Raw genomic sequence first — 26700 nt, 5'->3', positions numbered from 1 at the left:
GGACGCCCGTTGCCCCCCTGGCGGGGCCGGCTTAACGCCGGTTTCACCGTACTGCGGTAGGGGATATCCAAGGCCCAGCAGGGGCCACGGAGCCCCCTTGGATGTCGCAGACGCTTTCGGGCGACAACGTCACCGACAGCATCTTCACCTGGACCTTCACGGCCAATTCCGGCGACAGCTGGGGTGGGACGCTGGTCGATGACGGCACGCGGTATGTCGTCGGCTCCATCCTGAACACCGCCACCGGGCGCTACACCATCGTGGCGGCAGCACCGCAGGGCGTGGACCTCTCCGCCTTCGGGATGAATGAGGGGTGGATCGCCGTCTCCTGGTACCGGGACGCCAGCGGCGTCTTCATGGTGACGCGGAACGGGGCGGGCACTGCCTCCGGCACCGCCGGGCTGGGGTCGGAAGTCGATGCCGCCTGGAACGGCACGGCCTGGGACAGCTTCGGCCTGGGCGGATCGGACCAGGCGGATCCAGGTGACCTGGCGGACAGCCTCTTCACCTGGACCTTCACGGCCGACAGCGGCGACATCATGCAGGGCACGCTGCTGGATGACACGCGCAACTGGGACCCGGGCGACACGCGGCGCACGGCCTTCGGCACCTACCGCATCGATACCGAGATACCCTATGGCCGCGACCTCGGCAGCGCGGGGGTGGAAGGCACGATCACCATCGTCAGCTACACGGATTTCTTCGCCGACATCCAGTTCACGCTGGAGACGGGCGCCTCCGGCCCCGCGGGCTATGGCGGCTTCGGCAGCGAATGGGACCGCGCCTGGACGGGCACCGCCTGGATGCCAGTGGGCCAGGGCGGCGCATTGCAGGCGGACCGGCTGCCGGACCGCGTCTTCAGTTGGCGCTTCACCGCCGACAATGGAGACCAGTATGTCGGTTCCATGGTCGGCCACAGTTCCGCCCTGACGACGGGCGACCGGATCGAGACCGATCACGGCCACTACGATATCCTGCAGGAGAACGCCTATAGCGGCCCGGCCAGCGCCCAGGGAATGGTCTGGGTGTTGCGGTACTACGACGCTTCACTCGATACATGGATGACGACGTACCAGAACAGCGTCGCCACGACGGCGAGCGGGACGCGCGGCCTAGGCAGCGAATACGACTATGCCTGGGACGGCGATGAATGGGACGATTTCGGCCTGGGCGGCGTGCATCTGGCGAGCATCGAGCGGAACAACCTGTTCGGCTGGACCTTCACCGCCAATTCGGGGGACCGCTATACGGGCTGGCTGATCGCCGCCGACGACGCCTATGCGGCGGGCGATACCGTGGCCGGCGCGCAGGGCCGCTACCAGATCACCTATGAAGGCACCTGGGGCGGCGCCGCCGGGGCAGGCACGATCTACACCACCAGCTACAGCGATGCCGGATCGGGCCGCAGCTTCGATACCTACCGGTGGGGCACCGTCGGCGGGCAGCCCAGCGGACGCGCCGGCTTCGGCAGCGAATACGACTACATCTGGAACGGCAGCGAATGGGACGATTTCGGCGTCGGTGGCGTCCACCAGGCGAACTACACCATCAACACGCTGCACGCCTTCACCTTCACTGCCAACAGCGGCGACCGCTACACGGGCTGGCTCGTTGAAGACAGCGCGCGCTACGCGGTCGGCAACATGATCGCGACCAGCCAGGGCAGCTATCGCATCACCTGGGAAGGCGACTGGGGCGGCACCCAGGGGCGCGGCAGCATCTGGACCGACAGCTATTTCGACGCGGCATCGGGCCGCAGCTTCGGCACCTATACCTGGACGGCGGGCGGCGGGCGGCCCAGCGGCCAGGCCGGCTTCGGCAGCGAATACGACTACATCTGGACCGGCACCGAATGGGATGATTTCGGCGTCGGCGGCGTCCACCAATCCACCTTCACCATCAACACGCTGCACGCCTTCACCTTCACCGCCAGCAGCGGCGATCGCTACTCCGGGTGGCTGATCGAGGACAGCACGCGCTACGCCGTCGGCGACACCATCACCACCAGCCAGGGCAGCTACCGCATCACCTTCGAAGGCGACTGGGGCGGCACCCAGGGGCGCGGCAGCATCTGGACCGACAGCTACTTCGACGCCGGTACCGGCCGCAGCTTCGCGACCTATTTCTGGGGCACGCTGGGCGCGCAACCCAGCGGCCGCAGCGGCTTCGGCAGCGAATACGACTACATCTGGGATGGCGACGAATGGGATGATTTCGGCGTCGGCGGCATCCACCAGGCCAACGTCACGGTCAACACGCTGTTCGGCTGGACCTTCACCGCCAACAGCGGCGACCGCTACACCGGATGGCTGATCCAGGACGACACCCGCTACGCCGTCGGCGACACCATCGCCACCAGCCAGGGCAGCTACCGGATCACCCATGAAGGCCCCTGGGGCGGCACCGCAGGGAAGAACACGATCTGGACTACCAGCTACTTCGATGCCGGCAGCAACCAGACCTTCGAGACCTATTTCTGGAATACGATCGGCGGCCAGCCCAGCGGGCGCGGCGGCTTCGGCAGCGAATACGACTATGTCTGGGATGGCCGGGAATGGGATGATTTCGGCGTCGGCGGTGTCCATCAGGTCCGGGTGGAGCGCGCGGTCATGGTCAGCTGGATCTTCCGCGCCACCAGCGGCGATGCCTATACCGGCCTGCTGCTGGAGGATGCGGAAACCTACGCTCCCGGCGATACCATCGTCCGCCCCAACGGCACCTACACCATCCAGTCGGAGACCGACACGAACCGCACCGACTACGGCATCGGCACCATCTGGACGGCCGCCTATTACGATGCCGGTTCGGCCACCTGGCTGACCACCCACTACTACGGCTTCTACGACGGCCTGCCGAGCGGTCGCAGCGGCTTCGGCAGCGAATACGACTTCGCCTGGGATGGCGACGAATGGGATGATTTCGGCGTGGCCGGCCTGCACCAGGCGGATGTGGAGCGGGCCTCCGCACCGGAGGTGCTGGGATAAGGTACCGGAGGTGCTGGGATAAGGTACCGGAGGTACTGGCGTAGGCGACCGGCGGCGCCGGGATGGGACAACGGCGGCGCGGCGGCTTCGGCCTTCCGCTTGCCCGGCTGCACGCCATGCGCCAGAACGGCGCATCGCATCGGAAGGCCAGGCATGATCACGGCAGTGCGGATTCTGTGCTTCCTCGGCTTCACCTTCGTCGGGCTGCTGATGCTGGACGCGTCCTTCTGGCGGGCGCTGTTCGGCACGCTGGCGCTGGTGGCGCTGCGGGTCACGCCCGTGCAGCATTCCGTCATCTATGGCATTGGCGCCGTCATCTTCGGCCTCGGCATCCTCCAGTGGAGCAGCGGCATCGTCATCCCGCGCTGAGGGCGGGGCGGATCCCCGCCAGCAGCCGGTCCACCTCCGCCGCCCAGTCCGGCCCGCCGGCAGCGCGCGCTTCCGCGCCAAGGCGCGCCAGCGCGCCGGGTTCAGCCAGGTGCCGCAGGGCATCGGCAAAGGCCGCCGCCGTCACCGCCGTCGCCAGGACGCCCCCATGGCCTTCGCGGACCTGCTCGGCCAGCCCGCCCACCGGTGTCGCCACCACCGGAACGCCGAGCGCGAGCGCCTGCGGGGCGATGCCGGATTGGCTGGCCTCCCGATAGGGCAGCACGACAGCGTCGGCCTCGGCCAGCAGGGCCGCAATGGCGTCCTCCGCCACCCAGCGATGCTCGACCGTGACGCCGGGCAGCGCGGAAAGGCCGGGCGCGCAGGATTCGGCATCCCCCTCCCCCACCACCCGCAGCGTCGCCTCGGGATGCGTGGCGTGGAAGGCGCGGAACGCGTCGCGCAACAGGTCGAGGCCCTTATAGGCCCGCAGACGACCGAAGAAGAGCAGGCGGAGGCCGGCACCGGCCGGGCGTGGCATCGCCACGCCGCCCTGGACCAGCGCGGGCAGCGCCATGCGGACCACGGGCAGGCCCGGCGCGACCCGCGCCAGCGTCGCCGCCACGGCGTCGGAGAGGGCAACCGCGGCGCGGGCGGCGCCCAATTCGCGCCGCAGGCGCCATCCCCAGGCGAAGGCCGGGTCGCCGGGATGGGGCGCGGCGTCATGCACCACGGGGATGAAGGGAATGCCCGCCTTCGCCAGGGCCGGCGCCACCAGCGGCGTCCAGGTGTGGGTCATGCCCGAGAGCACGAGATCCGCGCCCCGCGCCTGCTCCACCAGCCGCCGCGCGAGGCCCGGCACGCGCAGGAGCCCGGTGGCGAATCCGCCGAGGCCGCGATAGGTCTCCACCATGTCGATCGGCGCGCCCAGGGCGCGGAATCCCTCCACCAACTCACCCTGCGCGGACACCGACAGGCTGAGCCCGATGCCGGGCCGGCCCGCCAGTTCACGGGCGAGGCCGAGCGAGAATTGCGCGCCACCGCCGCGCCGCCCCCAATACCAAAGCAGGATCCGCATACCCCGCCCTACCATCCAGGTGGACACCCTGAAAGGGCGCCGGATCGCCGCCACCGACCCCATCACCACCGGCTGTATCGCAACCGTGATCGCACCATCATGGGTTGCAATCATCCAAGCTGTTAACACATCGTTCAGGCTCCATCGGGGAATCTGGACAATCCTGGCGGCCAGGCCGCCATCGGAGACGCGATGCTAGATTGTCTGATCCCGGGCGACGCACCGGCCCTGCCGCTGCACCTGGTGACACGGGGCGGCCTGGCGGGGCTGCTGCAACGCCTGCCGCCCAGCCAGGCGGCCTTCCTGCGCGCCAGCGGCTTCACCGCCAAGGCGCAGGAATGGCGCCTGCTGCCCAGTCTGTCGGCGACCGGCGGGTCCGGGATCGACGGTGCTGTGGCAGGGCTGGGCGATGATGCGGCCTCCCACGCGGCCTCCCCTTGGGCCTATGGCGGCTTGCCGATGGCCCTGCCGGAGGGGACGGATTGGCGCCTGGAGGGCGAGGCCGAGGCAGCGCCCGCGGTGCTGGGCTGGTGCCTTGGCGCCTATCGCTACAGCCGGTTCAAGGCGCCATCCCGGCAGCCCGCGCGGCTGGCGACGCCGCCGGGCACGGAGACGGCGCTGGCGGAAGCACGCGCCATCTGCCGGGGCCGGGACCTGATCAATACCCCCGCCGGGCATCTGGGGCCGGAGGAACTGGCCGCCGCGATCGGCGACCTGGCGGCGGCGCATGGCGCGACCTTCGAGGTGATCGAGGGCGCGGCGCTGGCGGAAGGCTTCCCCGCCGTGGCTGCCGTCGGCCAGGGCAGCCCACGCGCGCCGCGGGTGGCGGTGCTGCGCTGGCAGGGGCCGGATGCCGCGGCGGATGCACCGCTGCTGGCGCTCTGCGGCAAGGGCGTGTGCTTCGACACGGGCGGGCTCGACCTGAAGCCGGCCGCCTCGATGTTGCGGATGAAGAAGGACATGGGCGGCGCCGCCACCATGATCGCGCTGGCGGAGATGCTGATGGCGTCGGGCGCGCCGATCCGGCTGCTGCTGCTGGTGGGGGCGGTGGAGAATTCGGTCTCCGGCGCTGCCTTCCGGCCGATGGATGTCATCGCGACTCGAAAGGGGCTGACGGTCGAGATCGGCAACACCGACGCGGAAGGGCGGTTGGTGCTGGCGGACCTGCTGGCCTTTGCGGCGGAACAGGCACCAGCCCTGGTTCTGGACGCGGCAACCCTGACGGGAGCAGCGCGCGTCGCACTCGGCCCTGATTTGCCGGCACTTTTCTCCGATGACGCGCAGGTGGCGAAAACCATTCTTCGTTTCGGCTTGGACGTGCATGATCCTTTGTGGCAGCTGCCATTACATAGAAGTTACGTTTCTTGGCTGGACAGCAACGTCGCCGATATCAACAACGTTGCCTCGAAGCCGATGGCGGGTGCGGTGGTGGCCGCGCTGTTCCTCCGTCGCTTCGTACCGGACGACCTGCGATGGGCCCATGTCGACCTCTATGCCTGGAACGATCAGACACGCGCCGGGCGGCCGGAAGGCGGGGAAATCCAGACCGCGCGCGCGCTTAGCCGCGCCGTGACAGCCCTTCTTCTTCACCGCGACAACCCTTGACGGTAACGAAATCGAGATGAAACGGGAACTTTCTGCCTCAAAACGCTCTCAGAAGAGCATACAGCGGCAGCACCTTTCACAGAGCGATTCATCGGAAGGGCGCGCCACGGGCCGCCAGGGCGCCCCGTCCAAGGCGGCGCCCGGTAGCCGAAAGCGCGCCGAGGAAGGATTTGAGACCATGGCAACGCAATCATCCCCCGACCAGCTTGTCGGCATTCTTCGCGACACCGTCGTCGCCCTCGTCCGCCGGGATGGGCCAGACCTGTCCGCCCGACAGCTTGGCGTGTTCCTGACGGTCTATCTCACCGACGGCCCGCACACCGTCCGCGGGCTGGCGGCGGAACTCAACGTCTCGAAGCCCGCCATCACGCGGGCGCTGGACCGGCTGGGCGAGCTCGACCTGGCCCGCCGCAAGGTGGACCCGATGGACCGCCGCAGCGTGCTCGTGCAGCGCACGCTGAAGGGCGCGTCCTTCCTGCGGGACATGCGGAGCATCATGGCGCAGGCCGAGCAGACGGCACGCGAAAGCGCACCCGCCGGCGAAGCCGCCGCGACCGAAGCCCGCCGCGCCGGCTGATCCCGCGTGCCGCTCCCCCAGGGGGGCGGCGCCCGGCTTTCCCGGGTCAGTAGCCCGCGCTGAAATCCACCAGGTTCATCAGCGCCTCGCCGGCCCGGGCGCGACGGAGGTTCTCCACGACCTGGGGCGCGGCGCTTTCGGGGATGGTGATGCTCGCGGCATGCGGCGTCATCACCACCTTCGGATGCGACCAGTAGGCGTGATCCGCCGGCAGAGGCTCGGGCTGGAAGACGTCCAGCGCCGCCGCAGCCACCTGCCCCGTTTCCAGCGCCGCCAGCAGATCCGCATCCACCACATGCCCGCCGCGGGCACCGTTGATGAGGAAGGCGCCCTTCGGCAGCCGGGAGAGCAGGGCCGCATCGACGATGCCGCGCGTCTCCGGCGTCAGCGGCAGCAGGCAGACGAGGATGTTCGACTGCGCGGCCATGGCGGCAAGCCCGTCCGCGCCATGGAAGGTCTGCACGCCATCGACCACCTTCGGCCGGCGCGTCCAGCCCATGACCGGAAAGCCGAGGCGCGTGAGCAGCCCCGCGGCATGGCTGCCGAGCTCACCGAGGCCGAGGATGCCGATGCGCGTCTCGGCCGTGACCGGCGCGGGCAGTTCCTCCCAGCGCTTCGCGGCCTGGAGCGCGCGATAATCCAGGTCCTGGCGGTGGAAGCGCAGGACATTCAGCAGCACCCATTCGCCCATCTGCGTGGTCAACATTCGATCCACCAGGCGGGCCACCGGAATGCCCGGCGGCGGCCCCGGCGGGCGCAGCAGGTGATCCACGCCCGCGCCCATGGAGACGATGAGCTTCAGGTTGGGGTAGCGGCGCAGCTCCGCCATGTCATGCGCCGTCCAGACCACCGCGGCCTCGATCTCGGCGGGGTCGCCAGCATCGGGGAACAGGCGGATGGTCAAGCCCGGGTCCACGGCCAGCAGCGCGCGGCGCCACCAATCCATCGTCGCGGCCTTGGTGGAAAGCAGCACAGCCATCACGCGGTTTCCCTGGTCAGCAGGCGCACGAAGACGCGCCAGTCATCCCGCCTGGTGGCGGCGAACTTTCTTCCGTCCGGCACCTCGGCATAGAGGCTGAGCACGCCCTTCGCCCAGAGCGCGTCGAAATTCTCCTCCGACAGGATCGCAAGCGCGGTGGTGCGTTCGAAGACGCCGTCGCGGATGCGCGGCTGCACCTTGAAGATCCACCAGTAGCAGCCGACGGCCAGGATCGCGGCGCCGAGATACCAGTGCACCAGCGCCGTCCCGGCGAAGGACGCCGTCAGGATTGTGGCGGCGGGCCAGATGTTCTCCCCGTAGAAATAGACGGGGCTGCCCGGCGAATTCATCTTGCGGATATGGACGCCGAGCTTGACCGCCTGGCTGTCCAGCAGCGCGCGCAGCAGGATCAGCGGCGGGCGGGGATCGACATCCTCCGCCGGCTCCTTGGCTTCACTCATGTCCGGACGTGGCCCTCTCCCCCGGCGGCGCTCAGGTCGAAGGCCGCCGCCATCAGGGCGCGCGTGTAGGCTTCCCGGGGCGCGGCGACAACCGCCTCCGCCTCCCCTTCCTCCACCACGCGCCCATCCTTCAGCACCACGATCCGATGCGCGAGCGCCCGGACCACGCGGAGGTCATGGGAGATGAAGAGATAGGCGAGGCGATGGCGCGCCTGCAGGTCCCGCAGCAACTCCACCACCTGCGCCTGGACGGAGACATCGAGCGCGCTCGTCGGCTCATCCAGCACCACCAGGCGGGGCTTCAGCACCAAAGCGCGCGCGATGGCGATGCGCTGGCGCTGGCCGCCGGAGAATTCATGCGGGTAGCGCTCGATCATGGAGGGGTCGAGGTTCACCTCCCGCAGCGCTTCCGCCACCCGTGCCGCCTGGTCGGCGGCGGAGAGGGTTTCGTGCACGCGCAGCCCCTCCCCCACGATCTCGCCGACCGTCATGCGGGGGGAGAGGCTGCCATAGGGGTCCTGGAAGACGATCTGCATCCGCCGCCGCAGCGGGCGCAGCGCGGCGCGATCGAGGCCCTGGATCTCCTTGCCCTCGAACCTGATCGGCCCCTCGGAGGTCTCCAGGCGCAGCATGGCCAGGCCGAGCGTTGTCTTGCCGCTGCCGGATTCGCCGACCAGGCCCAGCGTCTCCCCCTCCCGGATCGAGACGGAGACGCCGTCCACGGCCTTCACCGTGGCGACCGTCCGCCGCAGCACGCCGCGCTTGATGGGGAAGTGGACCTTGATGCCGTCGCCGCGAAGGATTTCCGGTGCAGCCGGCTGCACCGGCGCGGGCCGGCCGCGTGGCTCCGTCGCCAGCAGCATCTTCGTGTAGTCGTGCCGCGGATTGTCGAAGACCTCGGCAACCGGCCCGGCCTCCACCGCACGGCCATGGCGCATCACCACCACATCATCGGCGTGGCGGCGCACGATCTGCAGGTCATGCGTGATCAGCAGCAGCGCCATGGACAGGCGCTGCTTCAGGTCCCGCAGCAGTTCCAGGATCTGCGCCTGGATCGTCACGTCCAGCGCCGTCGTCGGCTCATCCGCGATCAGCAGCGCGGGGTCATTGGCCAGCGCGGCCGCGATCATCACGCGCTGGCGCTGGCCGCCGGAGAGCTGGTGCGGGAAGGCACCGAGCCGATCCGCGGCCTTGGGGAAGCCCGCGCGGGTCAGCAGTTCGATCACCCGCTGGTCCAGCGCGGTGCCGGAGAGGGGACGATGCAGCGTCACCGCCTCCGCCACCTGGCGGCCGACCGTGTGCAGGGGGTTCAGGGAGGTCATGGGTTCCTGGAACACCATGCCCGCCACGCCGCCCCGCAGCCGACGCAGCGCCTCGCCCTCCGCCGTCAGCACATCGGTGCCATCCAGCGTGATGCGCCCGCCGGGATTGCTGCCGCCGGGGCCGAGCAGCCGCAGGCAGGACAGCGCCGTGACGGATTTGCCGCTGCCGGATTCGCCGACCAGCGCCAGCGTTCGCCCGCGATGGACCTGGAAGGACACGCCCTCCACCACCGTCTTGCCGCGGAAGGCGACGGAGAGGTTTTCGACGTCGAGGATCGGTCCGCTCACCGCCCACCTCCCGGAAGCTTCCGCGGATCGAAGGCGTCGCGCACGGCCTCGCCCACGAAGATCAGCAAGGTCAGCACGCCGCCCAGCACGCAGAAGGCGGTGATGCCGAGCCAGGGGGCCTGGAGATTGTTCTTACCCTGCGACACCAGTTCCCCGAGGGATGCGCTGCCAGGCGGCAGGCCGAAGCCGAGGAAATCGAGGCTCGCCAGCACCGTCACCGACCCGGACAGGATGAAGGGCAGGAAGGTCAGCGTGGCGACCATCGCATTCGGCAGGATGTGGCGGACCATCAGCGCCGTGTCGGAAACACCCATCGCCCGCGCGGCGCGCACATAGTCCAGGTTCCGGCCACGCAGGAATTCCGCCCGCACCACGCCGGTCAGCCCCATCCAGCTGAACAGCAGCAGAAAGACCAGCAGGGTCCAGAAGCTCGGCTCGATCACGCTGGCCAGGATGATCAGCAGATACAGCTGCGGCATCCCTGACCAGACCTCGATGAATCGCTGGAAGCCGAGATCGACCCAACCCCCGTAATACCCCTGCACCGCCCCCGCCGCGATGCCGATGACGGAACTCACCAGGGTCAGCGTGAAGCCGAACAGCACGGAAATGCGGAAGCCGTAGATGACCCGCGCCATCACATCCCGCCCCTGGTCATCCGTGCCCAGCCAGTTCCGCGCCGAAGGCGGCGCCGGCGATGGCCTGCCGAGATCGCGCACCACCGTGTCATGGCGATACGGAATCGGCGGCCACACCGCCCATCCCCCGCGATCCGCGAATTCCTTCCGCAACTCCGGATCATGCCAGTCCATCGTCACCGGCAAGCCATCCGGCAGGACGTCTTCCTCCGCATAGCCGATCGCGACCGGGAACAACCACTTGCCGTCGACATGCGCGACCAGCGGCCGGTCATTCGCGATGAACTCGGCGAAGAGGGTCAGGAAGAACAGCAGGAGAAAGACCCAGAGCGACCAGAAGCCGCGTCGGTTCGCACGGAAGTTCGCCAGGCGGCGGCGTGTGATGGGGGTCATGCGCGGGTCGCCTCGCGGGGGCTCTGCCCCCGCACCCCCGCCGGGGGGCGTGGCCCCCCCCGGACCCCGCCGGAACTTTCAACGCCGGAGAAGAGGGGGGCACTTCGCCCCCCCTCTTCTCCGGCGTTCAAGGCCTGTGGTCCAGGAGGCCGCTGCCTCCTGGTGGGGGGTGCAGGGGGGCAAAGCCCCCCTGCGAAGCCACCCGCGCACACCCCCCTCACCGCCGCGCCTCGAAGTCGATGCGGGGGTCGATGATGGTGTACATGACGTCGCCGACGATCTGCATGAGCAGTCCGAGCAGGGTGAAGATGTAGAGCGTGGCGAACATGATGGGGTAGTCGCGGCGGATCGCGGCCTCGAAGCCCAGCAGGCCGAGCCCGTCCAGCGAGAAGACGATTTCCACCAGCAGGGCGCCGGTGAAGAGGATGCCGATGAAGGCCGCGGGGAAGCCCGCGATGATCAGCAGCATCGCGTTGCGGAAGACGTGGCCGTAGAGGACGCGGTTTTCCGTGTTGCCCTTGGCCCGCGCCGTGACGACGTATTGCTTGCCGATCTCGTCCAGGAAGCTGTTCTTCGTGAGCATGACGAGCCCCGCGAAGCCGCCGATGACCAGCGCCAGAGTCGGCAGCGCCATGTGCCATGCATAGTCCAGCGACCGCTGCCAGAAGGGCCAGGTTTCGGAGCCTGACGTCGCCAGCCCCCGCAGCGGGAACCACTGGAGAAAGGACCCGCCGGCGAAGAAGACGACGAGCATGATGGCGAACAGGAAGCCCGGGATGGCGTAGCCCACCAGCACGACGCCGGAGGTCCAGAGGTCGAAGCGCGAACCGTCCCTGACCGCCTTGCGGATGCCGAGGGGGATGGAGACGAGGTAGATGATCAGCGTGGACCAGAGGCCGAGGCTGATGGAGACGGGCATCTTCTCAACGATCAAATCCACCACCGGCCGGTCCCGGAACAGGCTGCGGCCGAAATCGAAGGTCAGGTAGCCCAGCATCATCTCCTGGAAGCGGACATGGGCGGGCTTGTCGAAGCCGAACATCTTCTCGATGTCCCGCACGATGGCGGGGTCCAGGCCCCGCGCGCCGCGATAATTGCCGACGGGGCCGCCCGAGCTTTCGCCGGAGGTCATGGAGGGTCCGGCGCTGCCGGGCTGCCGCGTCTCCCCGCCGCCTTCGCCGGTGAGGCGGCCGAGCACCTGGCCCTCCCCGCGCAGTTCCGCGAGCATCTGCTCCACGGGGCCGCCGGGGGCGAATTGCACGACGGCGAAGTTGATGACGATGATCCCGAACAGCGTCGGGATCACCAGCAGCAGCCGGCGAAGGATATAGGCGGCCATCAGGGGTTCTGGTTGCTACAGCGCGCGGCGCGCGTCGGGCAGCGCACGCTCCCGCTCCACATCCACCCACCACCAGTCGAGGGAGAGGTTGTAGCGCGGGTTCCGTTCCGGCCGCATCAGCTTGTCCCAGAAGGCGATGCGGAAGCTGCGGCTGTGCCAGTGGGGGATGACGTAGTTATGGGCCAGCAGCACGCGGTCCAGGGCGCGGGTGCGGGCCACCAGCTCCTCCCGGTCCGGCGCCGTGACGACGAGTTCGACGAGTTCGTCGATCGCGGGTTCGCAGATGCCGGCGACGTTCTGGCTGCCGGGCTCGCGCGCCTTCTCGCAGGTGAAGTAGTCCCGCTGCTCGTTCCCGGGGGACAGCGACTGGCCCATGCTGTCGATGGTCATGTCGTAGTCGAATTCGTCCATGCGCTTCTGGTACTGCGCGGGATCGACGGTGCGGACGCGCACCGCCATGCCAAGCCGTTCCAGCCACTGCACATAGGGCAGCGCCACGCGTTCGAAGGTGGCGCCCTGGAGCAGGATCTCGAACTCAAAGCGCTGGCCCTGGGCATTCACCAGGCGGCGGTCGCGCACCTGCCAGCCGGCGGATTGCAGCAGCGCCAGCGCGCGGCGCAGGCCATCGCGGTTGTTGCCGGAGCCGTCGGTGACGGGCAGGCGGTATTCGCTGGTGAAGACCTCCGCCGGCACGCGGCCGCGGAAGCGTTCCAGGATGGCGAGTTCCCGCCCCTGCGGCAGGGCGGAGGAGGCGAGTTCGGAGTTGGAGAAGAAGGAGCTGGTCCGCGCATAGGCGCCGAAGAAGACATTGGCGTTGAGCCATTCGAAGTCGAAGACTTCCACCAGGGCGCGGCGGACGCGGGCATCCTGGAAGATGGGCCGGCGGAGATTCACCGCCCAGGCCTGCATGCCGGTCGGCAGTTCGTGGCGGATCTCGTCCAGCTTCACCAGGCCGCGGCGGCGGGCGGGGAAGTCGTAGGCCGTGGCCCAGTCGCGGGCGACATTCTCCGTGCGGAAATCGATCTGGCCGGCCTTGAACGCTTCCAGGGAGACGGTGTTGTCGCGGAAATACTCGAAGCGGCGGACGTCGAAATTATGCTGGCCGCGCATGGAGGGAAGGCCCCTCGCCCACCAATCGGTGACGCGGCGATAGACGATGCTGCGCCCGGCCTCGAAACGCTCGATCCGGTAGGGGCCGGAGCCCAGCGGCGGGTCCAGCAGCGGCCGGGCGAAGTCCCGCCCCTGCCACCAATGCTGCGGCAGCACCACCATCTGGCCGAGGATCAGGGCCAGTTCGCGGTTCTGGTCGTCCTTGAAGCGGAAGGTGACCCGGCGTTCCGATTCGGCCACCACCTCCGTCACATCGGCGTAGTAGGCGCGGAAGCCCGGGCGGCCGTGCTGGCGCAGCGTGTTGAAGGTCCAGACCACGTCGGCGGCGGTGACGGGGCGGCCATCATGCCAGCGGGCGGCCGGGTTGAGGTCGAAGCTGACGCCCTTGCGATCCGCCGGCAGTTCCACCCATTGGGCGAGGTAGGGGTATTCGGTGCTGGCCTCGTCCGCGCTTTCCTTCAGCAGCGTGTCGTAGAGCAGGTTGAGGCCCACGGCCGCCGTGCCGCGGATGACGAAGCCGTTGAAGCTGTCGAAGGACCCCAGCGCCGTCAGCGCGACCTCACCCCCCTTGGGCGCATTGGGGTTCACCCAGGGAAAATGGGTGAAGTCGGCCGGCAGCGCGGGCTCCCCCAGCAGGGACAGCGCATGGGTGCGCACGGCCTGGCCCGGGGCGGCGCTGCCGCCGGCGGGGGTGGCGGCATGCGAAAGCCCGGGCGCAAGGCCCAGGGCGGCGGAGAGGGACATCAGGTCGCGGCGGCGCATGCCCACAGTTTGGGGGTTCGCCCTGTTCGCCGCAACGTCCGCCTTCGGCGGAAGCCGCGCGGCCAGCCTCAGCCGGCCAGAAGGCGGGAGATTTCCGGCAGCAGGGCGGCGTCACCCACCGCGAGGACGGTGCCATCGCTGTCGAGGCGGAGCGGCCGGCCCGCCCAATCCGTGCAACGGCCGCCCGCCCCCTCGATGACCGGCACCAGCGCAGCCCAGTCCCAGGGCTTCATGGTGGCATCCACCACCGCATCCACCAGGCCAAGCGCCAGCAGCCCATAGGCGTAGCAATCGCCCCCCCAGGTGGTGCGGCGCGCGGCGGCCTTGGCCGCGGCGAAGCGGGGGGCGGTGGCGGCGTCAAACATGTCGGGGGAAGTGCAGGAAAGCTCGGCCTCGGCCAGTGTGGCGCAGGGCCGGCAGCGCGGCGTGCCGCCGAAATCGGAGCGGAATTCGGTCGCCTGGCCGCTGATGCCGGTCCAGCGTTCGCGCGTGGCGGGCTGGTCGATCAGGCCGAGCACGGGGACGCCCTTGTGCAACAGCCCGATCAGCGTGCCGAACAGGGGACGGCCGGTGACGAAGGCGCGGGTGCCATCGATGGGGTCCAGCACCCAGACCCAGTCAGCGCCCGCATTGGTCTCCCCGTATTCCTCCCCGATCACGCCATGGTCGGGGTGGCGCTGGGCGATCAGGGCCCGGATGGTGCGTTCGGCGGCCTTGTCGGCCTCCGTCACCGGGCTGGCATCGCCCTTGGCTTCGACGAGGAGTTGGGACCGGAAGAGCGGGCGGATGACGGCACCGGCCGCATCCGCCGCCGCTTCGGCGGTTTCCCGGAAGGCTGCCGGGATCAGGGCAGCGGGACCGGGTTCGGCGAGAGGGTGCGGAGGAAGGCGATCAGGTCCGCGCGCTGCGCCGGGTTGCTGACGCCGGCGAAGGCCATGCGCGTGCCAGGCATGGCGGCGGAGGGGCGGGCGATGAAGGCGTTCAGGGCCTCGAAATCCCAGGGCTTGTCGGCCAGGGCGCGGTTCGCGGCGGAGTAGTTGAAGCCCGCGACCTGCGCATGGCCCTTGCCCACGATGCCGTAGAGGTTGGGGCCCACGCCGTTCGGGCCGCCCTGCACGAAATTGTGGCAGGAGGCGCAGAGGCGGCTGGCGAGCGCGCGGCCAGCATCGGCATTGGCGGCGGCCAGCAGCGGGCTGATCGGCTCCAGCGTCGGCGCGGCGGGCGCGGCGGCAGCGGCAGGCTGCGCGGCGGCCGGCGTGGCCAGCGCGCTGGTCTCCAGCTTGCGCGGATGCACGATCAGGTCGCCGATCAGACCGGTGACCATGAAGGCGATGCCGGCCGTCAGCACGGCGGCGGCAACCTTGTTGACTTCCAGACTCATCCTGGAATGGACCCTTCCGAAGCGCTTCACCAACCGGGGACGCCGCGGTGGAGCGGCGCCGCGAACCGGCGTGGACGATGCGATGCCCGATAACCGTTAAGACTGTGCGACGAGGCCGGGCTTGCACCCTGCCCGGCCTGCCGTAAAACCCGCCGGAACATATAGGCCGCCGCCGGCAACGACAACCCGGCTGGTCGCCCACAGGCAGGACAACGCCCTCACATGCCCAACAATTCCGCCGGTGTCATTGCCTTCCAGGGCCTGCCGGGCGCCTATTCGGACCTGTCCTGCCGCAAGGCCTATCCCGGCTGGACCACCCTGCCCTGCCCGTCCTTCGAAGCGGCCATGGATGCGGTGCGGGACGGCCGCGCGGGGCTGGCCATGCTGCCCTGCGAGAACTCGCTCGCCGGCCGGGTGCCGGATATCCACCGCCTGCTGCCCGACAGCGGCCTGCATGTGGTGGGGGAGCATTTCGAGCGCGTCGAGCATTGCCTGTTGGCCCCCAAGGGTGCCTCCATCGCGACGCTCAAGCGCGCGCACAGCCACCCGGTGGCGCTCGGCCAGGTGCTGAAGCTGATCAAGGAGCTGTCGCTGCAGCCGGTGATCGAGGCCGATACGGCGGGCGCGGCGGAACTGATCGCGCAGCGCGGCGGCGTGGAGGACGCGGCCATCGCCAGCGAACTGGCGGCGGAGATCTACGGGCTTGAGATCCTGCGGAAGAATGTGGAGGACGCGGCGCACAACACGACGCGCTTCTACGTCTGCCGTACCACGCCGCTGGAAGGGCCGTTCGAGGCCGGGGACTGGGTGACGAGCTTCGTCTTCCGCGTCCGCAACATCCCGGCCGCGCTCTACAAGGCACTGGGCGGCTTCGCGACGAATGGCGTGAACATGACCAAGCTGGAGAGCTACATGGTCGGCGGCGCCTTCACCGCGACGCAGTTCCTGGCCGATGTCGATGGCCGGCCGGACGACCCCGCCTTGGCGCGGGCGCTGGAGGAGCTGGCCTTCTTCTCCGCCGATGTGCGGGTGCTCGGCACCTATCGCGCGCATCCCTACCGGCTGGCGCAGCGCGAGGGGAACTGAGGGTTCGCTAGCCCGGCTCCGCCGGGTTCGCTAGCCCGGCTCCGCCGAGTTCGCTAGCCCGGCTCCGCCGGGGGGGGGGGCCGGCTCCCTGGCCAGGGTCAGCACCAGGTCGGGCCGGGTGGCGAGGATGGCGGCGGGGTCCACCGTCGCCAGCGCCTCGCTCACCACGCATTCCGCGACGAGGTGGCGGAGCCACCAGCCCGCGAAGGCGGGGCCGGCGCTGCCGCCGAGGCCCGCTTCCGTCATCACAACGACCCGCCAGGGCAGCGGCGCCCCGGGGCTCGCCCAGGCCTCCAGCCCCGGCAGGGGCTGCGCCATCGGGCGGGGGGGCGGCAGGTCATAGAAGATGTCGGCGGTCAGCGCCGGCTCCGTCTCCCGCATCGCGACACCCATGAAGGCGGGGCCTGCGGCCGGGCCGGATCCGTCCGCGACCTCCCGCCGCGGCAGGGCGGCGAGGTCGGCCCGGGCGAGGATCGCGGCGGCCCGGCCGATCTGCTCCGCGGCGTCCGGCCGCAGCACCCGCAGGACGGCGAGCAGCGTCTCCACCAGCGCGAGGCCACCCTCGATGGCGAGGCTCTCCCCGTCCTGCCGCCAGAGGGGGCCTGGATTTGGCAGCCGGGCGAAGGCCTGGCGCAGCGGCACCCAGCCGGCGGCGAGGACGGGCTCCGCGGCCGCGTCCCGCTCCAGCGGCGTCAGGGCCGGATCGGCCTGCGCGGCCAGGACGCTGGCACGGCGCGGCAGCAGGAGATGGAGCGTGGCGACGGGGCCGGCGGCGAGACCGCGGGCGATGCGGTGCAGGGCGCCGAGCGGTGCGGGCAAGGCGGGGTCGCCGGGCGCGGGGGCGGCCAGTGCCGGTGACACGGGCGCCGCCGGCGGCGGTGGCGCGGCGGGCGGGGCGGGTGGCGGCGGCGGCGGCGGCGCGACGGGCGGCGCGGGTGGTGGCGGCGGTGGCGCGACGGGCGGGGCGGGTGGTGGCGGCGGTGGCGCGACGGGCGGGGCGGGTGGTGGCGGCGGTGGCGCGACGGGCGGGGCGGGTGGCGGCGGCGGCGGCGGCGGCGCAGGAGGCGGCGAAGCCGCGCCCTCGGCCTCGGCTTCCAGCGCATCGCGCATGCGCCGCGTCATGGCCAGGGTGGTGGCGACGGGGCGGCCGGGCAGGACCGCGCGCACCCGCACCCGCCCCTCGAGGAAGTCGCGCGGCGCCAGCGGGATGGGGGAACGCAGGCGGAAGCCGGGATTGCCGTCATCACGCTGGATGTCGGCGGTGCATTCGGCCAGCACCTCCACCCCGCGCATCAGGCGGATGGTGGGGCGCGCCGCGGGGTCCTGCGGATCGGCCGCCCAGCCCACCACGATGCAGCCATCGCGCAGCGCATCCAGGAACCCGGCCAGGCCCCGGCTGGGCGGGGGAGCGGCGCCCGACATGCCTCAGAAGCCGGAGCGGCGAACCGGCTCCACGCCGCCGCCGCGCACGATGCCGCGCCGCGTCAGGCAATCCGCATAAGCACGGTTGACGATCTGCTCCCGCTCCCGCTCCACGCGATCACGGTTGTTGACGTTGTCGAGGTTCATGCGGCTGAACATCGCCTGCGCGCCGGGCGACCGCTCGGCTTCCGCGCGGCATTCGGCCATGGCCGGCGTCTCCGCGGGCCGGGGCGCCGGGCTGGCGCAGGCGGCCGCCAGCACCAGGGGCAGGGTGGCGAAAAGGGGCTTCATGCGCCGTGCTCCAGCCAATCCTCGATCAGGCGCCGCGCGATCGAATCGATGCGGGGCAGGGAGAAGCCATGCGCGGCGGCATCGCGCATCTCCTCCCGCGTGAACCAGCGGGCGTCCTGCAGTTCATCAGGGTCGATGGTGACGGTCTCCGACAGCCCCTCCGCATGGAAGCCCAGCATGATGGAGGCCGGGAAGGGCCAGGGCTGGGAGGAGTGGTAGCGGACATCGCCGACATCCACGCCGGTTTCCTCCTTCACCTCCCGCCGCACCGCCTCCTCCAGGCTCTCCCCCGGTTCCACGAAGCCGGCGAGCGTCGAATACATCTTCGAATTGGGGAAGCGGTGGGAATGGCCGAGCAGCGCCTTGTCGCCACGCACCACCAGCATGATCACGGCCGGGTCGGTGCGCGGGAAGTGCTGGGCGTTGCAGGCGGTGCAGACCATGACGTTGCCGGCGCTGCGCGGCGCGCATTCGGCCCCGCAGACGCCGCAGAAGCGATGGCGCGTGCGCCAATGCATCAGGCCGCGGGCATGGGCGAGGACCGAAGCCTCCCCGGCCGGGAGCAGCCCCGCGACCTGGCGGAGATCCGTGAAGCTGCCCATGCCGTCCGGCAGCAGGGGCAGCGGGTCCTCGGCGCCGGAGCAATCGACGGTGAAGACGGGGCGCTCCCCCCACATCCCCAGGAAGGCCCAGGGACCGCCGGCCATGCGCACGGCTTCCGCGGCGGCGCCGGTCAGCAGCACGGCTTCGGGCGTGCCGGCCTCCACGCCCTTCATCAGGCTGCGGCTGCGCCAGACGGGGGTGAAGAGGGTCTCGGGATCGGCGAGGGCCTGGGCGATCCAGTCCGCATCGTCGCGCCGGTGACCGGCGCGATCGAGGGGGCTGCCCGTATAGGCATTGGGACGGCTGGCGGGGACGGAGAGCATCGGCCGGACCCTGCCACGCGGCCCGCGGCGGGTCCAGGGAGGGAGTTCACGCAGTTGGGGGCATTGCCGGCGGGCGCCGGAGCCCCGATATTGGGGGTGGAAGGTCGGCGACGGACGTGCTCCTCGCCAACCCGGTCAGGTCCGGAAGGAAGCAGCCGTAACGAGTTCTCGCGCGGGTCGACCGCCGATCTTCCACCTGACCCTGGCCCTGCCTCCGGGCCCACGCTAACCCGGACAACCGCATGGCCAGCGATATCTTCGGCAACCCGCTACCGCCTGACGAGGATGAGGGGCTGCCGCCGCCCCCGCCGCAGGAAGGCCCGGGGCTGTTCGGGGAGCCCGATCCGCCGGCCGCCGCCGCGCCGCCACCGCCCCCCGCACCACCTGCCCCGGTCGCCGCTTCCGGCACGCCGTATCGAGTTCTCGCGCGGAAATACCGGCCGCAGAACTTCGCGGACCTCATCGGGCAGGAAGCGCTGGTAAAGACGTTGCGAAACGCCTTCGCGCAGGGGCGGGTGCACCACGCCTTCATGCTCACGGGCGTCCGCGGCGTAGGCAAGACGACGACGGCCCGCATCATCGCCCGCGCGCTGAACTGCATCGGCCCGGACGGCACGGGCGGGCCGACGCCGGAGCCCTGCGGGGTCTGCGCGGAATGCCGCGCCATCCTGGCGGACCGGCACCCCGACGTGCAGGAACTGGACGCCGCCAGCAACAACGGCATCGACGATGTGCGGGAGCTGCGCGAACGCCTGCGCTTCCGCCCCGCCCAGGGCCGCTTCAAGGTCATCATCCTGGACGAGGTCCACATGATGTCCACGGCCGCCTTCAACGCCCTGCTGAAGACGCTGGAGGAACCGCCGCCGGACGTGAAGTTCATGCTGGCGACGACGGAATTGCGGAAGGTGCCGACCACCATCCTCTCCCGCTGCCAGACCTTCCACCTGCGCCGCGTGCCGCAGGACCAGCTGCTGGCGCATTTCGAGCGCATCTGCGCGGCCGAGGAGGTGCCGGCGGAGGGCGAGGCGCTGGCCATGGTGGCGCGCGCGGCCGATGGATCGGTGCGGGATGGGCTCTCCATCCTCGACCAGGCGATCGCCATGGCGGGCGGCGGCGGCGTGACGGCCGAGGCCGTGGTGGACATGCTGGGCCTCGCCGAGCGGGGGCTCGCCGTCTCGCTCATGGAAGCGCTGATGGCGGGGGATGCGGCGACCGCGCTCGGCCTGTCGGAACAGGCCCATGCGCGGGGCACGGACCCCGGCGTGGTGCTGTCCGACCTGCTGGAGCTGACGCATCTGCTGAGCCGGATGAAATCCGTGCCCGCACTCCGCAAGGATCCGGCGCTGCCGGAGGCAGAGCGGGTGCGCGGTGCGCAGCTGGCCGATCGCCTCTCCATCCCGGTGCTGGCGCGCTGCTGGCAGATGCTGCTGAAGGGGTTGCAGGAGGTCGCGCAGGATGGCGTGGACCGGCGCGCGGCGGCGGAGATGGTGCTGATCCGCATCGCCCATGTGGCGGAGCTGCCGACGCCGGGCGACCTGGTGCGGCGGCTGACGGAACAGGGCGCCGCCGCGCCCGCCGGGCCTTCGGCACCGCCGCCGGGTGGTGGCGGGCTGCGGGCCATTGCCGGCGGCGGCGGCGCGGCGGTGGCCATCGCGCAACAACCCGTGGAAGCCGTGGCCGCGGCGCCCGCGGCGCCGGCGGTGCCGGTGGTGGCCAGCTACCGGGACATCGCGGCGCTGGCGCATGGGCGGAAGCCGATGCTGCACGCGCACCTGGTCCACAGCGTCCATCCCGTGAAGGTCACGCCTGGCCGGGTCGAGATTCGCACCAAGGCGGACGCGCCGCGCGACCTGGCGCAGCAGATCACCGCGCTGCTGATGGAGACGACGGGCACGCGCTGGACCGTCGCGCTGTCCAATGCGGAAGGCGAGCCGACGCTGGCCGAGCAGGGCCGCGCGGCCGAACAGGATCGCCGCGCCCTGGCCCGCACCCACCCGCTGGTGCAGGCGGTGCTGGACGCCTTCCCGGGCGCCACGATCGAGGCGGTTCGTGATGCCAGCCTCGACAATTACGGGTTGCCCCCACCCTCGGCCTTCGACGACACCGATCCAGGCCGTGACTTCGCGCCGCCGGATGCGGAGCCGGCGGGGCTTGATGACGACATCTCACCGGAGGATTGACCGACGCCATGAAGAACCTCGGCAACATGCTGAAGCAGGCGCAGCAGATGCAGACGCGCATGCAGGAGATGCAGGCGAAGCTGGAGGCCGCCGAGATGGAGGGCGCCTCCGGCGGCGGGATGGTCAAGGTGCGGCTGTCCGGCAAGGGTGACCTGCGCCGCCTGACCATCGATCCCTCCCTGATGGATGACCGGGAGGTGCTGGAGGATCTGATCGTCGCCGCCCATGCCGACGCCAAGCAGAAGGTGGAGGCGATGATGGCGGAGGAGATGCAGAAGGCGACGGCGGGGATGAACATCCCGGGCGGCCTCGGCGGTCTCAAGCTGCCATTCTGATCTGACTGTCCGGGGTGGGCGCTGTCCCACCCTCACCCCGACCCTCTCCCGCCCTGCGGGAGAGGGAGCGATAGGGCCTGCTTTTGTCACTGCCGAACGATCCCATCGAGCGCCTGATCGCGCTGCTGGCGCGCACGCCCGGCCTTGGCCGGCGGAGCGCGCGGCGCGCGGTGCTGCGCATGCTGATGAAGCCGGAGGAGACGATGCTGCCGCTGGCGGAAGCGCTGACGGCGGCGGCGGAGGCGGTGCGGCCCTGCCAGGTGTGCGGAAACCTCGACGCGCAATCCCCCTGCGGCATCTGCACGGATCCGCGGCGGGACCGGCACCTGGTCTGCGTGGTGGAGGGGGTGGCCGACCTCTGGGCGCTGGAACGCGCCCATGCCCATCACGGGCTGTACCATGTGCTGGGCGGCACCCTCTCCCCACTCGCGGGCATCGGGCCGGAGGAATTGTCCATCCAGCCGCTGCTTCGACGGGTGGAGCAGGAGGGGGTGACGGAGGTCATCATCGCCCTGCCCGCCACCGTCGATGGCACGGCGACGGCGCATTACCTGACGGACCGCCTCAAGCCCGCCGATGTGGCCGTGACCAGGCTGGCGCAGGGGGTGCCGATGGGGGGCGCGCTGGATGTGCTGGATGAGGGCACGCTGGCGGCGGCGCTGCGGGCGCGGCGGCCGGTGTGAATGTCCGGGTGTGACTTTTTAGTCGCTTAGTGACTTAAGCCGATTATGCCGTTTATGCGCGTTTAGCACCGTTTTCGCGGGGGGCGCAGAAGGGTGGCGGCGCAGTGAACATAGCCGGAACCCATGCGCGGCGCCAGAGGTTTCGCGGGTCATGCCTGGCGGTCCAGGGTCGCCTTCGACCCTGGCGTGGGGGGTATCGGGGGGAGCGGCGCTCCCCCCGGGCGGATCAGCCGGCCTTGAACTTGCTGTAGAACCCCGTCGGCCGCACGAAGCGGTTTTCCTGCTTCACCAGCAGCCCCCGCGCAGCACCCTCCTTCAGATAGGCGCCCCAGGCCGGGTCCGCCGCCATGGCGGTGCGGCGGCGGTCGCGATCCGCCAGGTCGGCATAGCCCCAGAGGTGGACGACGGTGTTCAGCTCCCCCTCCACCGTCGTGTACCAGCCCAGGCAGTTCTCCAGGTATTTCAGCTGCAGCGGCCAGGCCATGGTCTCATACAGCGACACGAATTCGGCCAGCTTGCCGGGTGCCGTGGTGTAGATGCGCAGGTCGACGATCATCGGGCGGTTCCCCTGGTGTTGCGGGGGCGGAGGATCGCGCGCCCCGCCCCGGGGCGGAAGGGGCCCCAGGGGGAAAACCGCCGCCGATTCGCTGACACGGGACCATCATTCCCCTGCAACATCCGTGTCATCCGGTGCATGTATAGGCCGTCTCATCAAAGGGCGGCGGGGATGCTGGAGCTTCAGGGTCTGACACGTCGGTTCGGGGCGGTGACGGCGGTGAATGATGTCCGCCTCTCCATCCCGGACGGGCAGATGGTGGGCGTGATCGGCCGGTCCGGCGCGGGGAAATCGACCCTGCTGCGGATGATCAACCGGCTGACCGAACCCTCCGAGGGCCGGATCATCCATGATGGCCAGGACATCACCGCGCTCCGCGGCGCCGCGCTGCGGCGCTGGCGGACGGACTGCGCGATGATCTTCCAGCAGTTCAACCTCGTGCAGCGCCTCGATGTGCTGACCAATGTGCTGGTGGGCCGGCTGAACCACCGCCCCGGCTTCATGGGCACGCTGACCAGCCTGCTCTGCCTGTTCACGGCGGAGGAGCGGGCCCTGGCCATCCAGGCGCTGGACCGCTTCGACCTGGCGGATACGGCCTTGCAGCGCGCCGACACGCTTTCCGGCGGCCAGCAGCAGCGCGTCGCCATCTGCCGGGCGCTGATGCAGGAGCCGAAATTCATCCTGGCGGATGAGCCGATCGCGAGCCTCGACCCGCGCAATGCGCGGACGGTGATGGAGGCGCTGCGCCAGGTGAACCGGGAGGACGGGATCACCGTCCTGACCAATCTCCATCACCTCGACACCGCGCGGCATTATTGCGACCGGATCGTCGCCATGCAGGCAGGCCGTGTGATGTTCGATGGCCCGCCCGCCGCGCTGACCGGGGAGAAGGTGCGCGAGATCTACGGCGTGTCCGAGGACGAGTTCGACGAACAGGCCGAGGAGGCTGTGAAGCCCAAGGTCCAGCGCGCGCCGAAGGCCGGCCTCGCCATCGCCTAGGGCTTGCGGCGTCATCCCCGACAGGGTCAGCGCGCCGGATGGGCGGCGCGGCCGGGACGGGGATGGGGCTTCAGGCCCGGCCTGAAAGGGCCAGGGGCGGCGGGATCGGCGGCGTTTTTCCAACCCCACTGGGAGAGACCCCGATGATCACCCGTCGCCTGATGATGGCTGCCGCCAGCCTGATGCCCTTTGCCGCAGCGGCGCAGACAGCCGCCCCCGCCATGCCGGCCGCCGGCCGCCGCCCCTGGGCGCAGCAGGTGCCCCAGATCCGCATCGGCCTGCTGGGCGGCGAGAATGAATCCGACCGGCTCGGCCGCTACGACGCCTATCGCCAGTTGATCGAGACGACCTTCGGCGTGCCAGTGCGGCTGTTCCCGGCCTCCGACTACGCCGGCGTGATGCAGGCCTTCAGCGCCCGGCAGATCGAGATGTCGAGCATGGGCGCCTCCGCCTATGCCGGCGCCTGGCTCGACACCAATGGCGCGGTGGAGCCGCTGTTCGTGGCGCGGGAAGCCGATGGCAGCATCTCCTACATCTCCGTCATGGTGGTGCGGGCCGATAGCGGCATCACCAGCCTGGAGCAGCTGCGGGGCAAGTCCCTCGCCTGGGCCGACCCGAACAGCACCAGCGGCTACCTGGTGCCGCGGAGCGAGCTGCGCGGCGCCGGCATCGGCACGGAAAGCGGCCAGTACTTCTCCCGCACCGGCTTCGGCGGCGGGCATGAGCAGGCGGTGGTCGCGGTGCTGCAGCGCCAGTATGATGCGGCCGTGACCTGGGCCTCCGGCCAGGGCGACGAGGCGCAGGGCTTCACCCGCGGCAACCTTCGCGCCATGGTCGAGAAGGGGATGCTGAACATGCGCGACCTGCGGATCATCTGGCGGTCCCGCCCGATCCTGAACGGCCCCTGGACGGTCCGGAAGGACCTGCCGGATGCCTTCAAGGCCGACATCACCGCCTTCCACCTGGCGCTGGCGACCTCCCACCCGCAGATCTACGCGCAGGTCGAGCGCGGCGGCGGCCTGGGCTATGCCCGGGTGACGCATGAGCAGTTCGAGCCGATCGTGCAGCTGCGCCGCGAGGAAGCGGCCGAGCGGCGCCGGCGCAGCTGAGCGTGTCGGCGGCGCTCCCCCTTTCCCGTCCCGGTGCGGTTCCACGCATCGAGGCGGATTTCCAGGCGGCGCGCCGCGCCCGACGCAACGCCACCCTGCTCTGGGGTGGCGTCCTGCTGGTCTGCATCTATGTCGCGGCGCTGGTGAGCGAGGCCTCCCCCGCCGCGATCCTGGCCGGGCTGCCGCGCATCGGCGAGTATTTCTGGCGGACCCTGCCGACCTTCCGGTGGGAGGTGTTCTTCGCGAATTGGGAGACGGAGGGCAGCTTCGCGTCCTGGATGTACCGGGCCGACAAATGGGCCTGGCTGCTGTTCGAGACGGCGCAGATGGCCCTGCTGGCGACGCTGGCGGGCACGCTGGGCGCGCTGGCGCTTTGCTTCCCCGCGGCGCGGAACATGGCGCCCAACCCTTGGGCCTACCACCTGTCCCGCCGCTTCCTGGAAGTGTGCCGGACGGTGCCGGAGATCGTCTTCGCGCTGATCTTCGTCTGGGCCTTCGGCATCGGGCCGCTGGCGGGCATCCTGGCCATCGCCATCCACACGCTGGGCGCCAATGGCAAGCTGTTCGCGGAAGTGGTGGAGAATGCGGAGCCGGGGCCGGTGGAGGGCATCCGCGCCGCCGGCGGCAACTGGTTCCACCGCGCCCGCTTCGGCATCCTGCCGCAGGTGGCGCCCAACTTCCTCAGCTACGCGCTGCTGCGGTTCGAGGTGAATGTGCGCGGCGCCAGCGTCATCGGCTTCGTCGGCGCGGGCGGGATCGGCGCGGAACTCTACCAGGTGATCGCCTTCAACTATTACGAGGAGATCAGCGCCATCGTCGTGCTGATCATCATCGCGGTCGCCATGATCGACGTGGTGTCGGAGAAGCTGCGCATGGGGTTGAACGCTTCCGCCACGCGCGGCAGCGCGGGCTGACGGCGATGGCACTCGCTCAACCCACGCCGGACCAGATCGCCGCGCTGCGCGCGCGCTATCCGCGGGCCTTCGGCGCCACGCCCCGCACGCGCGCGATCCGCGCCGTGGCGGGGGCGGCGGCGCTGGGGTGGCTGGTGTTCCTGTTCTGGTGGTTCGACATCACGCCCCAGCGGCTGTGGAACGGGCTGTCGGGGCTTGGCGTCATCGTCACCCTCATGATCCCGCCCTCACCGGGCGAACAATGGGTGGAGATCCTGAAGGGCATCGCGGAGAGCATCGCGATGGCCTTCCTCGGCACGCTTTTCGCCGCGATCATCGCCGTGCCGCTGGGGTTCATGGGCGCCAACAACGTGGTGACGAACACGCTGGCGCATTTCTCGCTCCGGCGCATCTTCGACGGCTTCCGCGGCGTGGACCAGCTGATCTGGGCGCTGGCCTATGTGCGGGCGGTCGGCCTCGGGCCGCTGGCCGGCGTGCTGGCGATCGCGACCGCCGACATCGCGGTACTCGCGAAACTCTATGCAGAAGCGATCGAGAATGCGGAGAAGCGCCAGGCGGAGGGGATCGATGCCGTGGGCGGCAACCGCCTGCTGCGCACGCGCTTCGGCCTGCTGCCGCAGGTACTGCCGGTGATGGTGGCGCAGGCACTGTATTTTCTCGAATCCAATACGCGGTCGGCGGCGATCCTCGGCGTGGTGGGGGCGGGCGGCATCGGGCTGCAGATCGCGGAACGGATCAAGGTCCGCTACTGGGACGAGGTCGCCTTCATCATCATCCTGATGATCGCGGCGGTGGCGCTGATCGATACGCTGTCGTCCCGCATCCGCCGCCGCCTGATCGGGGACCGCGAAGGCATCGCGAAGCGCTGAGAATCATGACGGGGAACGGGGGCGCTTGAGCCTGCGTTCCGCCCCGC

General features: G+C 70.3%; 25 protein-coding genes and 1 other RNA gene. 13 read left to right on the top strand and 13 right to left on the bottom strand.

Annotated features, from left to right (window positions below; translation table 11 throughout):
- Positions 1–101 precede the first annotated feature (101 nt).
- Together BM041_RS01865 and BM041_RS01860 are read left to right on the top strand one after the other, a co-directional pair.
- Positions 102–2984, top strand: coding sequence for an RHS repeat domain-containing protein (locus tag BM041_RS01865; protein ID WP_092954667.1), 2883 nt, complete (start codon positions 102–104; stop codon positions 2982–2984).
- 153 nt (positions 2985–3137) lie between these two features.
- A complete protein-coding gene (locus BM041_RS01860) occupies positions 3138–3353 on the top strand; it encodes a hypothetical protein (RefSeq protein WP_092954664.1) in 216 nt (71 codons plus the stop codon).
- Here the strand turns inward: BM041_RS01860 and BM041_RS01855 are convergent.
- Complete coding sequence (locus BM041_RS01855; protein ID WP_092954661.1) at positions 3340–4428, bottom strand: glycosyltransferase family 4 protein; 1089 nt, start codon at positions 4426–4428, stop codon at positions 3340–3342. The two genes, BM041_RS01860 and BM041_RS01855, sit on opposite strands and share 14 nt — an antisense overlap.
- 192 nt (positions 4429–4620) lie before the next feature.
- Here BM041_RS01855 and BM041_RS01850 point away from each other — a divergent pair, with 192 nt between their 5' ends.
- Both BM041_RS01850 and BM041_RS01845 read left to right on the top strand, forming a co-directional pair.
- Positions 4621–6033 (top strand): leucyl aminopeptidase family protein, encoded by a 1413-nt coding sequence (locus BM041_RS01850; RefSeq protein WP_092954658.1) that lies wholly within the window; start codon positions 4621–4623, stop codon positions 6031–6033.
- Between the two features lie 178 nt (positions 6034–6211).
- Positions 6212–6610, top strand: a complete 399-nt coding sequence (locus tag BM041_RS01845; protein ID WP_092954655.1) for a MarR family transcriptional regulator — start codon at positions 6212–6214, stop codon at positions 6608–6610.
- Positions 6611–6656: 46 nt separating this feature from the next.
- Here the strand turns inward: BM041_RS01845 and BM041_RS01840 are convergent, their stop codons facing one another.
- The 8 genes from BM041_RS01840 to BM041_RS01805 form a co-directional block, all read right to left on the bottom strand.
- Entirely contained in the window at positions 6657–7589 is a 933-nt protein-coding gene (locus BM041_RS01840) for a 2-hydroxyacid dehydrogenase (protein ID WP_092954653.1), read from the bottom strand.
- Positions 7589–8050, bottom strand: a complete 462-nt coding sequence (locus tag BM041_RS01835; protein WP_092954651.1) for a hypothetical protein — start codon at positions 8048–8050, stop codon at positions 7589–7591. Before BM041_RS01835 ends, BM041_RS01840 begins: the two co-directional genes overlap by 1 nt.
- A complete protein-coding gene (locus BM041_RS01830) occupies positions 8047–9660 on the bottom strand; it encodes an ABC transporter ATP-binding protein (protein ID WP_245761882.1) in 1614 nt (537 codons plus the stop codon). The genes BM041_RS01835 and BM041_RS01830 overlap by 4 nt, the downstream gene beginning before the upstream one ends.
- Positions 9657–10691, bottom strand: a complete 1035-nt coding sequence (locus tag BM041_RS01825) for an ABC transporter permease (RefSeq protein WP_139225930.1) — start codon at positions 10689–10691, stop codon at positions 9657–9659. The genes BM041_RS01830 and BM041_RS01825 overlap by 4 nt, the downstream gene beginning before the upstream one ends.
- 217 nt (positions 10692–10908) lie before the next feature.
- Complete coding sequence (locus BM041_RS01820; protein ID WP_092954645.1) at positions 10909–12030, bottom strand: microcin C ABC transporter permease YejB; 1122 nt, start codon at positions 12028–12030, stop codon at positions 10909–10911.
- A 15-nt stretch (positions 12031–12045) separates the two neighbouring features.
- On the bottom strand, positions 12046–13902 hold the full coding sequence (locus BM041_RS01815) for an extracellular solute-binding protein (RefSeq protein ID WP_092954642.1): 1857 nt from the start codon (positions 13900–13902) through the stop codon (positions 12046–12048).
- A 68-nt stretch (positions 13903–13970) separates the two neighbouring features.
- Complete coding sequence (hisN, locus tag BM041_RS01810) at positions 13971–14750, bottom strand: histidinol-phosphatase (protein ID WP_092957334.1); 780 nt, start codon at positions 14748–14750, stop codon at positions 13971–13973.
- A complete protein-coding gene (locus BM041_RS01805) occupies positions 14747–15283 on the bottom strand; it encodes a c-type cytochrome (RefSeq protein ID WP_092954639.1) in 537 nt (178 codons plus the stop codon). The genes hisN and BM041_RS01805 overlap by 4 nt, the downstream gene beginning before the upstream one ends.
- 222 nt (positions 15284–15505) lie before the next feature.
- Here BM041_RS01805 and BM041_RS01800 point away from each other — a divergent pair, with 222 nt between their 5' ends.
- Complete coding sequence (locus tag BM041_RS01800) at positions 15506–16369, top strand: prephenate dehydratase (protein WP_092954636.1); 864 nt, start codon at positions 15506–15508, stop codon at positions 16367–16369.
- Positions 16370–16399: 30 nt separating this feature from the next.
- Here the strand turns inward: BM041_RS01800 and BM041_RS30370 are convergent, their stop codons facing one another.
- Genes BM041_RS30370 through nudC form a run of 3 tightly spaced genes read right to left on the bottom strand, consistent with a single transcriptional unit; the run spans position 16400 to position 19008 of the window.
- Positions 16400–17791, bottom strand: a complete 1392-nt coding sequence (locus tag BM041_RS30370) for a hypothetical protein (protein ID WP_175533666.1) — start codon at positions 17789–17791, stop codon at positions 16400–16402.
- A 3-nt stretch (positions 17792–17794) separates the two neighbouring features.
- Positions 17795–18082: a hypothetical protein gene (locus tag BM041_RS01790; protein WP_092954633.1), complete on the bottom strand. Its 288-nt coding sequence runs from the start codon at positions 18080–18082 to the stop codon at positions 17795–17797.
- Positions 18079–19008, bottom strand: a complete 930-nt coding sequence (nudC, locus tag BM041_RS01785; protein WP_092954630.1) for an NAD(+) diphosphatase — start codon at positions 19006–19008, stop codon at positions 18079–18081. Before nudC ends, BM041_RS01790 begins: the two co-directional genes overlap by 4 nt.
- 102 nt (positions 19009–19110) lie before the next feature.
- Between nudC and ffs the strand changes: the two genes are divergently transcribed.
- The 4 genes from ffs to recR all read left to right on the top strand — a co-directional run bounded on the left by ffs (position 19111) and on the right by recR (position 22206).
- An RNA gene (ffs, locus tag BM041_RS01780) (signal recognition particle sRNA small type) lies at positions 19111–19201 on the top strand.
- Between the two features lie 49 nt (positions 19202–19250).
- Complete coding sequence (locus BM041_RS01775) at positions 19251–21188, top strand: DNA polymerase III subunit gamma/tau (protein ID WP_092954627.1); 1938 nt, start codon at positions 19251–19253, stop codon at positions 21186–21188.
- Positions 21189–21196: 8 nt separating this feature from the next.
- Positions 21197–21523 (top strand): YbaB/EbfC family nucleoid-associated protein, encoded by a 327-nt coding sequence (locus tag BM041_RS01770; RefSeq protein WP_092954624.1) that lies wholly within the window; start codon positions 21197–21199, stop codon positions 21521–21523.
- An 83-nt stretch (positions 21524–21606) separates the two neighbouring features.
- The gene (gene recR / locus BM041_RS01765; protein ID WP_092954621.1) at positions 21607–22206 is read left to right on the top strand and encodes a recombination mediator RecR; all 600 of its coding nucleotides are present in this window, start codon (positions 21607–21609) and stop codon (positions 22204–22206) included.
- 226 nt (positions 22207–22432) lie between these two features.
- On the opposite strand, the gene BM041_RS01760 is transcribed toward recR, so the two are convergent.
- Positions 22433–22762, bottom strand: coding sequence for an NIPSNAP family protein (locus BM041_RS01760; protein WP_092954618.1), 330 nt, complete (start codon positions 22760–22762; stop codon positions 22433–22435).
- A gap of 171 nt (positions 22763–22933) precedes the next feature.
- On the opposite strand from BM041_RS01760, the gene phnC reads away from it, so the two are divergent.
- The 4 genes from phnC (at position 22934) to phnE (BM041_RS01740) (ending at position 26653) form a co-directional block, all read left to right on the top strand.
- Complete coding sequence (gene phnC / locus BM041_RS01755; protein ID WP_092954616.1) at positions 22934–23761, top strand: phosphonate ABC transporter ATP-binding protein; 828 nt, start codon at positions 22934–22936, stop codon at positions 23759–23761.
- Positions 23762–23904: 143 nt separating this feature from the next.
- The gene (gene phnD, locus BM041_RS01750; protein ID WP_092954613.1) at positions 23905–24870 is read left to right on the top strand and encodes a phosphate/phosphite/phosphonate ABC transporter substrate-binding protein; all 966 of its coding nucleotides are present in this window, start codon (positions 23905–23907) and stop codon (positions 24868–24870) included.
- Between the two features lie 2 nt (positions 24871–24872).
- Positions 24873–25784, top strand: coding sequence for a phosphonate ABC transporter, permease protein PhnE (phnE, locus tag BM041_RS01745; protein WP_245761881.1), 912 nt, complete (start codon positions 24873–24875; stop codon positions 25782–25784).
- A 5-nt stretch (positions 25785–25789) separates the two neighbouring features.
- A complete protein-coding gene (gene phnE / locus BM041_RS01740; RefSeq protein WP_092954607.1) occupies positions 25790–26653 on the top strand; it encodes a phosphonate ABC transporter, permease protein PhnE in 864 nt (287 codons plus the stop codon).
- Positions 26654–26700: the final 47 nt, after the last annotated feature.

The sequence above is a fragment of the Falsiroseomonas stagni DSM 19981 genome (genome assembly GCF_900114315.1).
GTDB lineage: Bacteria > Pseudomonadota > Alphaproteobacteria > Acetobacterales > Acetobacteraceae > Falsiroseomonas > Falsiroseomonas stagni.
This window is presented reverse-complemented; position numbering and strand designations above follow the sequence as displayed.

Excerpts from the sequence above, each read along its gene's own strand:
- BM041_RS01790 (WP_092954633.1), bottom strand. The coding sequence starts at position 18,082 with ATGAAGCCCCTTTTCGCCACCCTGCCCCTGGTGCTGGCGGCCGCCTGC.
- phnE (WP_092954607.1), top strand. The coding sequence starts at position 25,790 with ATGGCACTCGCTCAACCCACGCCGGACCAGATCGCCGCGCTGCGCGCG.
- BM041_RS01800 (WP_092954636.1), top strand. The coding sequence starts at position 15,506 with ATGCCCAACAATTCCGCCGGTGTCATTGCCTTCCAGGGCCTGCCGGGC.
- BM041_RS01805 (WP_092954639.1), bottom strand. The coding sequence starts at position 15,283 with ATGAGTCTGGAAGTCAACAAGGTTGCCGCCGCCGTGCTGACGGCCGGC.
- phnD (WP_092954613.1), top strand. The coding sequence starts at position 23,905 with ATGATCACCCGTCGCCTGATGATGGCTGCCGCCAGCCTGATGCCCTTT.
- BM041_RS01825 (WP_139225930.1), bottom strand. The coding sequence starts at position 10,691 with ATGACCCCCATCACACGCCGCCGCCTGGCGAACTTCCGTGCGAACCGA.
- BM041_RS01860 (WP_092954664.1), top strand. The coding sequence starts at position 3,138 with ATGATCACGGCAGTGCGGATTCTGTGCTTCCTCGGCTTCACCTTCGTC.
- BM041_RS01775 (WP_092954627.1), top strand. The coding sequence starts at position 19,251 with ATGGCCAGCGATATCTTCGGCAACCCGCTACCGCCTGACGAGGATGAG.
- BM041_RS01770 (WP_092954624.1), top strand. The coding sequence starts at position 21,197 with ATGAAGAACCTCGGCAACATGCTGAAGCAGGCGCAGCAGATGCAGACG.
- BM041_RS01855 (WP_092954661.1), bottom strand. The coding sequence starts at position 4,428 with ATGCGGATCCTGCTTTGGTATTGGGGGCGGCGCGGCGGTGGCGCGCAA.
- BM041_RS01845 (WP_092954655.1), top strand. The coding sequence starts at position 6,212 with ATGGCAACGCAATCATCCCCCGACCAGCTTGTCGGCATTCTTCGCGAC.
- phnC (WP_092954616.1), top strand. The coding sequence starts at position 22,934 with ATGCTGGAGCTTCAGGGTCTGACACGTCGGTTCGGGGCGGTGACGGCG.
- BM041_RS30370 (WP_175533666.1), bottom strand. The coding sequence starts at position 17,791 with ATGTCGGGCGCCGCTCCCCCGCCCAGCCGGGGCCTGGCCGGGTTCCTG.
- BM041_RS01815 (WP_092954642.1), bottom strand. The coding sequence starts at position 13,902 with ATGCGCCGCCGCGACCTGATGTCCCTCTCCGCCGCCCTGGGCCTTGCG.
- BM041_RS01835 (WP_092954651.1), bottom strand. The coding sequence starts at position 8,050 with ATGAGTGAAGCCAAGGAGCCGGCGGAGGATGTCGATCCCCGCCCGCCG.
- BM041_RS01760 (WP_092954618.1), bottom strand. The coding sequence starts at position 22,762 with ATGATCGTCGACCTGCGCATCTACACCACGGCACCCGGCAAGCTGGCC.
- BM041_RS01840 (WP_092954653.1), bottom strand. The coding sequence starts at position 7,589 with ATGGCTGTGCTGCTTTCCACCAAGGCCGCGACGATGGATTGGTGGCGC.
- BM041_RS01865 (WP_092954667.1), top strand. The coding sequence starts at position 102 with ATGTCGCAGACGCTTTCGGGCGACAACGTCACCGACAGCATCTTCACC.
- nudC (WP_092954630.1), bottom strand. The coding sequence starts at position 19,008 with ATGCTCTCCGTCCCCGCCAGCCGTCCCAATGCCTATACGGGCAGCCCC.
- BM041_RS01820 (WP_092954645.1), bottom strand. The coding sequence starts at position 12,030 with ATGGCCGCCTATATCCTTCGCCGGCTGCTGCTGGTGATCCCGACGCTG.
- BM041_RS01850 (WP_092954658.1), top strand. The coding sequence starts at position 4,621 with ATGCTAGATTGTCTGATCCCGGGCGACGCACCGGCCCTGCCGCTGCAC.